Origin of the sequence: Sphingomonas phyllosphaerae (assembly GCF_036946485.1) — a bacterium.
Classification (GTDB): domain Bacteria; phylum Pseudomonadota; class Alphaproteobacteria; order Sphingomonadales; family Sphingomonadaceae; genus Sphingomonas; species Sphingomonas phyllosphaerae_E.
This window is the reverse complement of sequence record NZ_JAQIJA010000006.1, coordinates 441,794-454,989: the sequence shown is the minus strand read 5'-3', so window position 1 is coordinate 454,989 and position 13,196 is coordinate 441,794. Positions and strand designations below refer to the sequence as shown.

10 protein-coding genes and 1 tRNA gene are annotated in these 13,196 nt (G+C 69.6%); 9 read left to right on the top strand and 2 right to left on the bottom strand.

Going from position 1 to position 13,196, the window contains the following annotated elements; translation table 11 throughout:
- The first annotated feature begins 76 nt into the window (after positions 1-76).
- A complete protein-coding gene (gene aguB / locus PGN16_RS17900) occupies positions 77-925 on the top strand; it encodes an N-carbamoylputrescine amidase (RefSeq protein ID WP_335310713.1) in 849 nt (282 codons plus the stop codon).
- Between the two features lie 127 nt (positions 926-1,052).
- Here the strand turns inward: aguB and PGN16_RS17895 are convergent, their stop codons facing one another.
- Positions 1,053-1,712: a uracil-DNA glycosylase gene (locus tag PGN16_RS17895; RefSeq protein ID WP_335310981.1), complete on the bottom strand. Its 660-nt coding sequence runs from the start codon at positions 1,710-1,712 to the stop codon at positions 1,053-1,055.
- A 23-nt stretch (positions 1,713-1,735) separates the two neighbouring features.
- On the opposite strand from PGN16_RS17895, the gene folK reads away from it, so the two are divergent.
- Positions 1,736-2,224, top strand: a complete 489-nt coding sequence (gene folK, locus PGN16_RS17890) for a 2-amino-4-hydroxy-6-hydroxymethyldihydropteridine diphosphokinase (RefSeq protein WP_335310712.1) — start codon at positions 1,736-1,738, stop codon at positions 2,222-2,224.
- Positions 2,225-2,300 (top strand) — tRNA-Lys (locus tag PGN16_RS17885).
- A 173-nt stretch (positions 2,301-2,473) separates the two neighbouring features.
- Here PGN16_RS17885 and PGN16_RS17880 read toward each other — a convergent pair.
- Entirely contained in the window at positions 2,474-3,919 is a 1,446-nt protein-coding gene (locus PGN16_RS17880) for a methyl-accepting chemotaxis protein (protein WP_335310711.1), read from the bottom strand.
- 167 nt (positions 3,920-4,086) lie between these two features.
- Here PGN16_RS17880 and PGN16_RS17875 point away from each other — a divergent pair, with 167 nt between their 5' ends.
- The 6 genes from PGN16_RS17875 (at position 4,087) to treY (ending at position 13,087) form a co-directional block, all read left to right on the top strand.
- Positions 4,087-4,494, top strand: coding sequence for a DUF4126 domain-containing protein (locus PGN16_RS17875; protein WP_335310710.1), 408 nt, complete (start codon positions 4,087-4,089; stop codon positions 4,492-4,494).
- A gap of 88 nt (positions 4,495-4,582) precedes the next feature.
- Positions 4,583-4,921 carry a DUF2934 domain-containing protein gene (locus tag PGN16_RS17870; protein ID WP_335310709.1) on the top strand — a complete coding sequence of 113 codons (339 nt, stop codon included), beginning with the start codon at positions 4,583-4,585 and terminating at the stop codon, positions 4,919-4,921.
- Between the two features lie 69 nt (positions 4,922-4,990).
- The gene (gene glgX / locus PGN16_RS17865) at positions 4,991-7,087 is read left to right on the top strand and encodes a glycogen debranching protein GlgX (RefSeq protein WP_335310708.1); all 2,097 of its coding nucleotides are present in this window, start codon (positions 4,991-4,993) and stop codon (positions 7,085-7,087) included.
- Positions 7,069-8,772: a malto-oligosyltrehalose trehalohydrolase gene (gene treZ / locus PGN16_RS17860; protein ID WP_335310707.1), complete on the top strand. Its 1,704-nt coding sequence runs from the start codon at positions 7,069-7,071 to the stop codon at positions 8,770-8,772. Before glgX ends, treZ begins: the two co-directional genes overlap by 19 nt.
- 152 nt (positions 8,773-8,924) lie before the next feature.
- On the top strand, positions 8,925-10,787 hold the full coding sequence (gene malQ, locus PGN16_RS17855) for a 4-alpha-glucanotransferase (RefSeq protein WP_335310706.1): 1,863 nt from the start codon (positions 8,925-8,927) through the stop codon (positions 10,785-10,787).
- Positions 10,784-13,087, top strand: coding sequence for a malto-oligosyltrehalose synthase (gene treY / locus PGN16_RS17850; RefSeq protein ID WP_335310705.1), 2,304 nt, complete (start codon positions 10,784-10,786; stop codon positions 13,085-13,087). The genes malQ and treY overlap by 4 nt, the downstream gene beginning before the upstream one ends.
- Positions 13,088-13,196: the final 109 nt, after the last annotated feature.

Here is a 13,196-nt window from a genome sequence, read left to right as displayed (position 1 = left end):
TCCCTGATCGGCACAATCTCAATGCCTTGCCATCAACAGGTGGAAACCGGCGCGCGGGTCGCCTAAATGCGCCGCCATGACCGAGATCACCGTCGCCGCGCTGCAGCTTGCTTTCTCCGCCGACATCGACGCGAACATCGCGAAAGTGTCCGATGCCGTGCGCGAGGCGCATGGCCGTGGCGCGCAGGTGATCCTGCCGCCCGAACTGTTCGAGGGCGAATATTTCTGCCGCGTCGAGGATGAGTCGCTGTTCGCCAATGCCGCGCCGGTCACCGAGCATAAGGCGGTGCTGGCGATGCAGGCGCTGGCCGAGGCGCTGAAGGTCTACATCCCGACCAGCTTCTTCGAGCTGGACGGGCCCCATCATTACAATTCGCTGGCGATGATCGGACCCGATGGCGAAGTCCAGGGCGTCTATCGCAAGAGCCACATCCCCGACGGGCCGGGCTATGAGGAGAAGTTCTACTTCCGCCCCGGCAACACTGGGTTCAAGGTGTGGAACGGCCCGCAGGCGAAGCTGGGCGTCGGCGTCTGCTGGGACCAATGGTATCCCGAAACCGCGCGCGCGATGATGCTGATGGGCGCGGAGGTGTTGTTCTACCCGACGGCGATCGGCAGCGAGCCGCACGACACCTCGCTCGACACCGCGCGGCTGTGGCGCCGCGCAATGGTCGGCCATGCGGTGTCGAACGTGGTGCCGGTGATCGCGGCGAATCGCGTCGGCGTCGAGCACGGCCAGACGTTCTACGGCACCAGCTTCATCACCGACGAGCGCGGCGACATCCTCGCCGAGCTGGACCGCGAGGAAGAGGGCGTGATCGTCGCGACGCTCGATCTCGACCGCGTGCGCCGTCACCGCGCGGCGTTCGGCTTCTTCCGCGACCGGCGGCCCGAGCTGTACGGGCGGCTGGTGCAAGATATTTGAGGCCGTTTGGACGCGTATCGTCACCCCGGACCCTTCGGCAAGCTCGGGAGAGCCTTGATCCGGGGTCCCGCTTCTTACCGCCAGTCGTGAAGAAGCGGGATCCCGGGTCAAGCCCGGGATGATTGGATCATGAGGGCCGCAGTTCCAGCGCCTTCGCAAACACGCTCTCGAACATCTCCGCGGTGAGCCGACCGGTGTTCTGATTGTAGCGCGAGCAGTGATAGCTATCGATCAGCACCCGTCCGTCGGGCACGCGATGCACCGCGCCATGTTCGAAGCGCGCCTTGGGCAGCTTGCCGCCCAGCACCTTGACCACCGATTGGTGCGCGACCTGCCCCAGCGCGATGTAGACGCGCGCGGTCGGTAGCGCCTCCGCCTGCCCCGACAGGAAGGTGCGGCAGGTGCGGACTTCCTCGGGCGTGGGCGCGTTGCCCGGCGGCAGGCACTTTACCGCATTGAGGATGATCGCGCCGTCGAGCGTGATGTCGTCCTCGCGGCTGCCGGTGAAGGTGCCGTGCGCCAGACCAAATTTGGCGAGCGTGCCGTACAGCAGCGCCCCTGCCCCATCGCCGATAAAGGCACGACCGGTGCGGTTCGCACCCTTCATGCCTGGCGCGAGTCCCACGATCGCCAGCCACGCCTGTGGGTCGCCGAACGCGGGCACCGGCGCATTCCACCATTCGGGGTGTTGCGCGCGCAATTCGTGGCGGAGGTCGACGAGGCGCGGGCAGCGTGGGCAATCGAGCGGCGGTTCGGTCGCGGGCAGCGCGGAAGGTGCGAAGTTCATCGCGGTGCGATAGGCGCTTGCGGATGCCTGCATCAATCTTTCTCGTCGCGCTGGGGTCGAATCGCTGCGGGCGGCACGGGCGTCCACGCGACGAGGTGGCGGCGGCGCTGCAACTGCTCGGCGGTCGAGCGGCGCCGATCGTCGCCAGCGCGCCGCTCGGGCCATCGACGCGCACTTTCGCCAATGGCGCGGTGCTGATCGAAAGCGACGAGACGCCGCCGGAACTGCTGGCGAGGCTGAAGGCGATCGAGCGCAGCTTCGGGCGACGCCGCGGGCGGCGCTGGGGCGCGCGGGTGATCGACCTCGACATCATCCTGTGGTCGGGCGGGGCGTGGCGTAGCCCGACGTTGACGATCCCGCATCCGGCGTTCCGCTCCCGTGCGTTCGTGCTCGGGCCTGCGGCGGCGATCGCGCCCAAGTGGCGTATCCCGGGAGGTGCGTTGACGTTGCGGCAGTGTCATGCCCGGTTGACCCGCGCGCGCGCCGCCCCTAACCGGCTTCGATCCGCGTGAGGGTCCGTAGCTCAGTCGGTAGAGCAAGCGACTTTTAATCGAGAGGTCCCGGGTTCGAGCCCCGGCGGACCCACCACGCGGGGCTTGTCGAAGGCCCTTGTCCTCTCTTTGTCGGTTGTCCCGCCTGCGCGGGATGACGGACTCGTGGCGGGTTTCGCCGCGGCGAAGCCGCGTCGTCGGTCGGGGCGGCGCCCCGCCGGCCGGTCTTGGGCGAGACCCGTCGCGGGATGCGACGGGCTGCCCGGCGACCTAAAACTCCGACCACTCCTCGTCCGCCACCGCCAGCGCGGTTCCGCGCGTGCCGGTGACCGGGCGGCGGGCGGTGCGGGCGAGGTCGCGGCCGGCCTGTGCCGCGCGCGCCTGCAGGTCGTGGATCGACGCGGCGGCCGGGGCGCTTGCGGCGAGCACCGGGCGTTGCCCGTGCGCGGTGCGGAAGCGGGCGACTTCGGTGGTGAGACGCGTCGCTTCCTCGGCGAGGCTGCGCGCGGCGGCGGTGGCTTCCTCGACCATCGCGGCATTCTGTTGCGTGACGCCGTCCATCTCCGACACGGCGGTGTTCACCTGCTGCAAGCCCGTCGCCTGATGCTCGGCCGATTGCGCGATCGTCGAGACGAGCGTGCTGATCTCGCCAATGCGCGTGATGATGCGCTGGAGCGCCTTGCCGGTCTCGCTGACCAGCGTCACACCCGCCTCGACCTGCTCCGAGGAGGCGAGGATCTTGGTCTTCACGTCCTTGGCGGCATCCGCGGAGCGCTGCGCCAGCGCGCGGACCTCGGAGGCGACGACCGCGAAGCCCTTGCCCGCGTCGCCCGCACGCGCCGCCTCGACACCGGCGTTGAGCGCCAAAAGGTTGGTCTGGAAGGCGATGCCGTCGATGACGCTGATGATCTCGCTGATCTCGGACGAGGCGCGCTCGATCCCGCCCATCGCATCGACCGCGCGGCGCACGACGTCGCCCGAGCTTTCCGCCTCGGCACGCGCATCGCCGACCGCATCGTTGGCGCGCCGGGCACCGGCGGCGGTTTCGCGCACGGTGGTGGTGATCTCGTCCATCGCCGCGGCGGTCTCCTCCAGCGAGGCGGCCTGCTGCTCGGTGCGCTGCGACAGATCGTCCGACGCCTGGCGGATGTCCGCCGCGCCGCTGTTGATGCCATTGGCGGCGTTGGTGACCGCGCCGATCGCATCCGACACCGCCGACATCGCGCGGTTGAAGTTGTGACGAAGCTCTTCGTAGTCCGCGGTGAACGGCTGTTCGATCTTGTAGGTCAGATCGTTGTCGGCCAGTCGCCCGAGGCCGGCGCCGAGCGCATCGACCACCTCGCGCTGCGCCGCCGAAGAAATTGCCAAGGCTTTGCCGTTGTCGCGGAACACCGCCATCGCCTTCGTCATCCGGCCGACGCAATCGCGCGCATCGGTGTAGCGGATCGGAGTGTCGTAATCACCCCGCGCCAGTTCCTCCATCCGCACGACGGTGTTGACGTAGGGGTCGCAGACGAGCTTGCGCGAGACGATCGCGACGATGGTCACCAATGCCAAAGCGGCACCGGCGATCGTCAGCGCCGGGGTCGCGCCCAGGACGCCAAACGCCAGAGCACCGGTCGCCGCGAGCGAGAGGAGCGACAGGCCGATGTAGATGAAGGCCAAGGTCGCGAACTTCGTCCGGACCGGCGCTACGTCACGAAACCAGGTAATCATCGCTTCCTCTCCGCACGCGCAAGACGCGTTGCTGAACACGATGCGATCAGTAGCAAGGGTCACTAAACATTGCATAAATAACGTAGATCAATTTTGCGGCGCAGCACGATGCAACTTCGTGACCGATGCATGGTTGGAGCGCCGAACCTCCTGGAGCTTTCTCAATAATGTTACGGTCGATCCTGATGGGTGCGGTGGCGGGAGCGCGCGCGATGACGCCGCTGGCAGCGCTGGCGGCTACGCGCGGCGGCGCACGCGCGCCGGTCGTCTCGGCCGGGTCGCTGCTGCTCGCCGCGGGCGAACTGGCCGGCGACAAGATGCGCGACGCCCCTGACCGGGTCGTCCCCGCCGGGATCGCAGGGCGACTGCTGAGCGGCGCGATTGCCGGGGCGGTCTGCGCCGATCGCGACGATCGGGTCATGGGCGCCGTGCTCGGTGCTGCCGCGGCAGTAGCCGCCTCGCACCTCACCTTCCGGTTGCGCGCGGCGGCGTCGCGACGCTGGGGGCAGGCGGCCAGCGGTTTGATCGAGGACGGCATTGCAGTGGCCAGCGCGGCGGCACTGGCGCGGGCTTGATCTCGCCCAAGTCGTTTTTCTTGCCGATGCGTGCGACGATCCGCGCGCTCGGGAGTTTCGCGGTCAGGGACTATAAGGGGAAAAGCTCATGGCCGACGATCGTCACGCGCGAATCAGCGAACACGCTTACCGGCTGTGGCAGCAGGAGGGCGAGCCGCACGGCCGCGATCAGGCGCATTGGGAAGAGGCAGAGCGCGCCTTCGCAGGCGAAGGTCCGGTCGCCGAGGAGCCCGATCACCAAGCCGGCGATCCGCAGGCAGATACCGTGACGGATGACGCGCCCACCGGCGCTGCCGATTTTGACGCTCCCGAACAGCCCGCGGGCACGGCGGACGCTCCGTCCGAAGCAGCGCCGTCGGCGGCTCCCGCCGCGGCCGCAAAGCCCGCGACGAAGAAGCCTGCGACGCGGCGCAAGCGCACGACCTGACGCGCGCCGCGCTTCCACGCGCTGCGCCGACACTATTGCGTCTCACTTCCTCCTGATGGGAGCACATCGTTGCACGACTTGCCGGACCGGCTGCTGCCGGGATCGCCCTATCCGCTTGGCGCCACGTTCGATGGCGAGGGGGTCAATTTCGCGGTCTTCTCCGCCAACGCCGACGCGATCGAGCTGTGCCTCTTCGACAGCGCGGGCAAGCGCGAGCTGAAGCGGCTGCCGCTGACCGAATGCACCGACGAAGTGTGGCACGGCTATCTGCCCGACGTCGGGCCGGGGCTGGTCTATGGCCTGCGCGCGCACGGCCGCTATGCGCCCGAGGAGGGGCATCGCTTCAACCCCAACAAGCTGCTGCTCGACCCCTATGCGCGCCGCATCCAGGGGCAGATCAAATGGACCGACGCGCTGCACGGCTATCGCATCGGGCACCGCAAGGAAGACCTGTCGTTCGACAAGCGCGACAGCGCGCCGGCGATGCCCAAGGCGGTGGTGGTCGACGATCACTGGGACTGGTCGCGCGACCGGGGCCCGAACACGCCGTGGTCGGAGACGGTGATCTACGAGGCGCACGTCAAGGGGCTGACCAAGCTGATGGAGCTGGTCCCGGCGCGCGAACGCGGCACCTATGCCGCGCTGGGGCGCCCGGCGGTCATCAAGCATTTGCAACGCACCGGCGTGACCGCGATCGAGCTGCTGCCGATCCACACCTTCACGCAGGACCGCTTCCTGCAGGAGAAGGGCCTGCGCAATTACTGGGGCTATAACACGCTCGGCTTCTTCGCCCCCGAGCAGAGCTATATGGCGACCGAGCATCAGGACGAGCTGCGCCGCGCGGTCCACCGGCTGCACAAGGCCGGGATCGAGGTGATCCTCGACGTCGTCTACAATCACACCTGCGAGGGCAGCGAGAAAGGCCCGACGCTGTCGTGGCGCGGGCTCGACAACGCCAGCTACTACCGGCTGGTCAAGGACAATCCGCGCTACACGATCAACGACACCGGCACCGGCAACACGCTCAACATGAGCAAGGCGCGCGTGATCCAGATGGTCGCCGACAGCCTGCGCTACTGGGCGACCAGCTTCGGCATCGACGGCTTCCGCTTCGACCTCGGGCTGACGCTCGGGCGTGAGGAGCATGGCTTCGATCCGGGGTCGGCGTTCTTCGACGTGCTGCGGCAGGACCCGGTGCTCGGGCGGCTCAAGCTCATCACCGAGCCGTGGGACGTCGGGCCGGGCGGCTATCAGCTCGGCAATTTCCCGCCAGGCTTCGCGGAGTGGAACGACAAATATCGCGACACGGTGCGCGAATATTGGCGCGGCGAACCGGGCAAGCGCCCCGATTTGGCGGCACGGCTGGCGGGGTCGGGCGACCTGTTCGACCGGCGCGCGCGGCGGCCGTGGGCGAGCGTCAACCTGCTCGCGGCGCATGACGGATTCACGCTCGCCGACACGGTGATGTACGAGGAGCGCCACAACGAGGCGAACGGCGAGGACAATCGGGACGGGCACTCCCACAACGCCTCGTGCAACTGGGGGGTCGAGGGGCCGACCGAAGACGCGGCGATCAACGATGCGCGCGGGCGGGTGATGCGCTCGATGCTGACGACGCTGATGACCTCGCTGGGCACGCCGATGCTGGTCGCGGGCGACGAGTTCGGGCGGACGCAGCAGGGCAACAACAACGCCTATTGCCAGGATAACGAGATCAGCTGGCTCGACTGGAAGGCGGCGGCGTCGCCCGAGGGTCAGGCGCAGATCGACTTCACCGGGCGGCTGGCGGCATTGCGGCGGCGCTTCGTGGTGCTGCGCAGCCCGACCTTCCTCTACGGGCAGGAAACCGCCGAGGGCGGGGTCAACGATATCGAATGGTGGGACGAGCGCGGGCAGCAATTGTCGCCCGAGGACTGGCAGAACCCCGAGGGTCGTGCGCTGATGATGCGCCGGGCCGCGCGCACCGAGGCGGGTGAGATCGAGGCGGTGTCGTTGCTGCTCAACGCCTCGGGCGATCCGGTGACCTTCACCTTGCCCCCACCCGATGTGAAGCGGATCGTGCTGATCGACAGCGCCAAGCCGGAGCAAGGCGAGATCGAGATCGACAACAGCTACGAGGTCGCGCCGCAGGGGGCGGTGCTGGTGACGTGGACGAGCGCAGCGTGACGCGCTGGGGTCCGGAGCCGCTCGCGGGCGGCGGCACGCGCTTCCATCTGTGGGCGCCCGATGGCAATGGCGTGACGCTGGAGATCGACGGCGCGGAGGCGGCGGCGATGGAGCGCGGCGCAGACGGCTGGTACGCGCTCGATCGCGCCGAGGGACCGGGGGCGCGCTATCGCTTTCGCATCGGCGAACAGGCGGTGCCCGACCCGGCGTCGCGGCTCCAGTCGGGCGGAGTCCACGGGTGGAGCGTGGTCCCGGAAACCCGCTACGACTGGCAGCATCCTGACTGGCGTGGCCGCGTGTGGCACGAGATAGTGATCCTCGAATGCCATGCCGGGACGCTCGGCGGCTTTGCGGGGGTGATCGAGCGGCTGCCGGCGATCGCCGCCGCCGGCATCACCGCAATCGAGCTGATGCCGGTCGGCGCGTTCGGCGGCACGCGCGGCTGGGGCTATGACGGCGTGCTGCCCTATGCGGTGCAGGAGGATTACGGGTCGCCGGCCGAGCTGCGGCGGCTGGTCGATACCGCGCATGGGCTGGGCGTCTGCGTGTTCCTCGACGTCGTCTACAACCACTTCGGGCCGGACGGGGATTATCTTGGCGCCTATGCCGCCGACTTCTTCGACGCCGAGGTCCATACCCCATGGGGCGGCGCGGTGGCGGTCGCGCGCGCGCCCGTAGCGCGGTTCTTCGTCGACAATGCGCTGATGTGGCTGCGCGACTATCGCATCGACGGATTGCGCTTCGATGCGGTGCACGCGATCGGCAATCCGGATTTCCTCGACGCGATGGCGGCGGAGCTCCGCGTGGCGCTGCCCGACCGGCACGTCCATCTGGTGCTCGAGAATGAAGAGAATGACGCCGCGCGGCTGCGCGACGGCGGGTTCGATGCGCAGTGGAACGACGACTTCCACAACGTCATGCACGTGCTGCTGACCGGCGAGACCAATGCCTATTACACCGACTTCGCGGATCGCCCGGCCGAGCGGCTGGCGCGCTGTCTGGCCGAGGGGTTCATCTATCAGGGCGAAGGCTCGGCCAACCATGACGGGAAGCCGCGCGGGAGCGCGAGCGCGCATCTCGCGCCGACGCGCTTCGTGGCGTTCCTCCAGAACCACGATCAGATCGGCAACCGCGCGCTGGGCGAGCGGCTGATCGCGCTGACCGACAAGGCAAAGCTGCGCGCGGCGACCGCGCTGCTGCTGCTCTGCCCGCAGGTGCCGTTGCTGTTCATGGGCGAGGAGGAAGGGAGCACGACGCCGTTCCTTTTCTTCACCGACTTCCACGACGATCTGGCCGATGCGGTGCGCGAGGGGCGGCGCAAGGAATTCGCCAAGTTTGACGCCTTCGCCGATCCGGATGCACGCGCGCGGATACCCGATCCCAACGCCGTGTCGACGTTCGAGGCGTCGGTGCCGCAGCCGGGGCCGGAGGCGGACGAGTGGCGGGCGTTTTATCGTGAGCTGCTGACGTTGCGGCGTGACCGCATCGTTCCGCATCTCGTCGGCGCGGTGGCGGTCGGGGCGCAGGTGCTGGGCGAAGCGGCGGTGGTCGCGCGCTGGCGGCTCGGCGATGGGACGACGCTGGGCGTGGCGATCGATCTAGGCGACGAACCCGCGACGCTGCCGGGCGGGGCGGACCCGCTGTTTGTCGAGGGTGAGCGGTTCGTGGCGTGGATCGAGCCGTGAACACCCTAGCTCTGTCACCCCCGGCGCAGGCCGGGGTCCAGCCGCGTACGCAACATGCGTGGTTCTGCTTGGCTCTGGACTCGGGCCTTCGCCGGGGTGACGATTAGTAGCGGGCGGCCCCCCCTTTATGGCTGCCGCACGGATACTCCCGCATGACGCTCTCCGAACGCGCCGCCGCCGCCGGCCTCTCGCGCGACTGGGAGGATGCTGACGGCCGTCCGCAACGCGTCGCCGACGAGGTGCTGGAGGCGATCCTCGCCTGTCTCGATACCACCCCGCCCGAGGTCCCGTTCCTCTCCGCCGATGCCGGGCGCGCGATCGACCTCCCGGACGGCGTGACCGGCGACGCCGAGCTGCTGCTCGACGACGGCAACCGGCTGGCGCTGACGATCGCCGCCGACGGCACGCTGCCGCCGGTCGAGCGCGTCGGCTATCACCGGCTCCTCGCGGGCGGGCGCGAATATACGCTCGCGGTGGCCCCGCGACGCTGCGCGCTGCCGAAGCGCGGCTGGGGCGTCGCGGTGCAGGTGCCGAGCCTGCGCGCGGGCAGCGACAGCGCGTTCGGCGATGCCGGCGCGCTGGTCGAGGCCGCCGCCGCGTTCGCGCGGGTCGGGGCGCAAGCACTGGCGATCAGCCCGACCCACGCGCTGTTCCCTGCCGATCCGACGCGCTTCAGCCCCTATTCGCCGTCGACCCGGCTGTTCCACAACGTGCTGCTCGCCGACCCGACGCTGATCGGCGTGCCGTTGCCCCCTGCCCGCGCGTCCACGTTGATCGACTGGCCGCAGGCGGCGCGGGAGCGCGTCGCGCAATTGCGCACGGTCTTCGAGCTGGTGAGCGAGGGCGCGCTGTCGGCGGCGCGCGCCTATCGGCGACAGCGCGGCGCGGCGCTGGAGGCCCATGCGCGGTTCGATGCGCTGCACGCGGTGCTGGGCGGGCATGGCTGGCAGGACTGGCCCGCCGCCTATCACGATCCGAACGGCGAGGCGGTGATCCGCTTCGCCGCCGAGCATGAGCGCGAGGTGGCCTTCTACGCCTTCCTGCAATGGCTCGCCGACCTCGGGCTGGCGACCGCACAGCGCACCGCGAAGGAGCGGATGGCGACCGGAATCGTCGCCGACCTCGCGGTCGGGATGGATGCCGGTGGCAGCCACGCATGGAACGCGCGCGACGAACTGCTGACCGGGCTGACGGTCGGCGCGCCGCCCGATCCGCTCGGCCCGGACGGGCAGAATTGGGGCATCACCGCGCTCGACCCGTTCGCGATGCACCGCACGGGCTTTCGCGCGTTCATCGAGACGTTGCGTGTCGCGCTCGCTCATGCCGGGGGTGTGCGGATCGACCATGCGCTGGGGCTGGAGCGCCTGTGGGTGATCCCGGCGGGTGCGGATGCGAGCGAGGGCGCGTATCTGCGGATGCCGGGCGACCATCTGCGCCGGATCGTCGCGATCGAGGCGCAGCGCGCCGAGGCGGTGGTGATCGCCGAGGATCTCGGCACCGTCCCGCCCGGCTTCCGCGACACGCTGGCGGCGCGCTGCATGCTCGGGATGCGCGTCTTGCCGTTCGAGCGCGACCCCGAGGGCGGGTTCGTGCCGCCTGCCGACTGGGACGAGGCGGCGGTGGCGATGACCGGCACGCACGACACGCCGACGCTCGGCGGCTGGTGGAAGGCGCGCGACATCGACTGGGCGGAGAAGCTGGGGCGCAGCGGCGCGGATCGTGACCGCCGCGCCACCGAGCGTGAAGCGCTGTGGCAGGCGATGGGCAAGCCCGGCGACCCGCCCGCCGCGCCGCCGGTCGATGCGATGATCGCGCATGTCGCCAGCGCGCCCTGCCCGCTCGCGATCGTGCCGTTCGAGGATCTGCTCGCGCTCGAGGAACAGCCCAACTTGCCCGGCACGATCGACGAACATCCCAACTGGCGGCGGCGGATGGACGCCGCCACCCCCGCCCTGCTCGCGCGCCGCGACGTCGCGCGCCGCATCGCTTTGCTCAACGCGGAGAGACACGCATGACGCCCCCCCGCGCCACTTATCGTTTCCAGTTCCACAAAGACTTCACCTTTGCCGATGCCGAGGCGCTGGTGCCGTATCTCGACGATCTGGGCATCAGCCACGTCTATGCCTCGCCGGTGACGACCGCCGCGCCGGGCTCGACGCACGGCTATGACGTGGTCGATCCGACGACGATCAACCCCGAGCTGGGCGGCGAGGCGGCGTTCCGCTCGCTGGTCACGGCGCTGCGCGCGCGCGGCATAGGCATCGTCATCGACATCGTCCCCAACCACATGGGGGTCGCGGGCGACAGCAACGCGTGGTGGCAGGACGTGCTCACGCACGGGCCGGACAGCGAACATGCCGCGGTGTTCGACATCGACTGGCGCGAGCGCGTCGTGCTGCCGGTGCTCGGCGCGCCTTTATCCGAGGCGCTGGCGAACGGTGACCTGACGCTGGAGCGTGACGGTGCGCGCTGGACGATCATCTCCTATGGCGAGCATCGCTTTCCGGTGCGCGACGCGGATCAGGACGCGGCCGACACGCTGCCGCTGGCCGAGCTGCTCGCGCACCAGCATTACCGGCTCGCTTACTGGCGGGTCGCGAACGACGAACTGAACTGGCGGCGGTTCTTCTCGATCAACGAGCTGGCCGGGGTGCGGATCGAGGATCCGGCGGTGTTCGAGAAGACGCACGCACTCTATTTCCGGCTGCACGATGAAGGGCTGATCGACGGCGTGCGCGTCGATCACGTCGACGGGCTGACCGATCCGATCGGCTATTGCCGCGCGTTGCGCACGCGGCTTGGTGATGATGCGTGGATCGTGATCGAGAAGATCCTCGCCGCCGGTGAGCCGCAGCCGCTCGGCTGGGGCGTGGACGGCACCAGCGGCTACGACTTCATGGAACAGGTCGCGAACCTGCTCCACGATCCCGCCGGCGCCGAGCCGCTGGGCGTCCTGTGGGAGGAGATCAGCGGGCGCAGCGCGTCGTTTGAACCCGAGGAGTTCCAGGCGCGGCAGGACCTGTTGTCGTGGCAGTTCAGCGGGCAGCTCGACGCCTGCGTCGCCGCCTTCCACGCGGTCGCGCCGGAGGGCGTCACCGCCGCGATGCTGCGTCGCGCGATCGAGCGGTTGCTGTGGGTGTTCCCGGTCTATCGCACCTATGGTCCCGCTGCGCCCGCCAGCGACGCCGCGATCCGGGCGCAAGCGCGTGCGCGGGTCGCCGAGCTGATCCCGCCGGGCGAAACGCAGGTCGTCGATCTGGTGCTCGCGTGGCTGGCGGGCAACGGTCCGGCGGAAGCGGCCGAGGCGGTGCGGCGCTTCCAGCAGCTCTCCGCGCCGATCGCCGCCAAGGCGGTCGAGGATACCGGCTTCTATCGCTACGGCCGGTTGCTGTCGCGCAACGACGTCGGCTTCGACGCTGAGCGGATGGGGATGTCCCCGGGCGACTTTCACGCGCTGATGGAGGCGCGCGCGCGCGACGTGCCGCACGCGATGCTGACCACCGCCACCCACGACCACAAGCGCGGCGAGGACACGCGCGCGCGGCTCGCGGCGATCAGCGCGCATCCCGAGGCGTGGCGCGACGCGGCGCTGGCGTGGCTGGAGCGCGACGACGGCGGGGTCGACGATGCCGACCGCTATATGCTGTTCCAGACCCTCGTCGGCGCATGGCCCGAAAGCGGTGCGACCGCCGACTTCGTCGAACGCGTGACGGCGTGGCAGCAGAAGGCGCTGCGCGAGGCGAAGCTGCGGTCCTCGTGGGAAGCGCCCAACGAAGATTATGAGGCGGCAGCGGCGGCGCTGGTCGAGGCGCTGCCGGGCGATGCCGAGGCGCTGGCGCTAATCGCGAAGACGGTCGCGATGCTAGACGCGACCGCGCAGGACAATGCACTGGCGCAGGTGCTGCTCCGCTATACCGCGCCGGGGGTGCCCGATCTGTATCAAGGGACGGAGTTCGCCGACCTCAGCCTCGTCGATCCCGACAACCGCCGGCCGGTCGACTATGGCGCGCGGCGTGCGGCATTGGCGGGCGAGCCACCGCCCAAGCTGCGGCTGATCGCCGATCTGCTGCGGCTGCGGCGTGACGATCCGGCGTTGTTCGCTGAAGGCGATTACGCCGCCGCAGTGGTCGAGGGGCCGGACGCGGCGCACGTGCTGGCGTTCGAGCGACGGCTTGACGAGCGCATCTTGCGCGTCGCGGCCACGCTCCATGGGCGGCGGCCCGGGGCCGACACGCACATCACCTTCAGTTCGGGTCATCGCACCGACGCCGCGGCGCTGTTCGGCCGCGCGGCGATCTGGTACGAACGCGGCTGAGCCGTACCCGGACGCCTTCCCGATCGGGGACGGCGGCGGACGGCACGGGAGACGGAATGCGCTCGCCGCGACCATGGAGTCACGGAATTGTCTCACATGACGTGCACGG

Excerpts from the sequence above, each read along its gene's own strand:
- aguB (WP_335310713.1), top strand. The coding sequence starts at position 77 with ATGACCGAGATCACCGTCGCCGCGCTGCAGCTTGCTTTCTCCGCCGAC.
- PGN16_RS17895 (WP_335310981.1), bottom strand. The coding sequence starts at position 1,712 with ATGAACTTCGCACCTTCCGCGCTGCCCGCGACCGAACCGCCGCTCGAT.
- folK (WP_335310712.1), top strand. The coding sequence starts at position 1,736 with ATGCCTGCATCAATCTTTCTCGTCGCGCTGGGGTCGAATCGCTGCGGG.
- PGN16_RS17880 (WP_335310711.1), bottom strand. The coding sequence starts at position 3,919 with ATGATTACCTGGTTTCGTGACGTAGCGCCGGTCCGGACGAAGTTCGCG.
- PGN16_RS17875 (WP_335310710.1), top strand. The coding sequence starts at position 4,087 with ATGTTACGGTCGATCCTGATGGGTGCGGTGGCGGGAGCGCGCGCGATG.
- PGN16_RS17870 (WP_335310709.1), top strand. The coding sequence starts at position 4,583 with ATGGCCGACGATCGTCACGCGCGAATCAGCGAACACGCTTACCGGCTG.
- malQ (WP_335310706.1), top strand. The coding sequence starts at position 8,925 with ATGACGCTCTCCGAACGCGCCGCCGCCGCCGGCCTCTCGCGCGACTGG.
- treY (WP_335310705.1), top strand. The coding sequence starts at position 10,784 with ATGACGCCCCCCCGCGCCACTTATCGTTTCCAGTTCCACAAAGACTTC.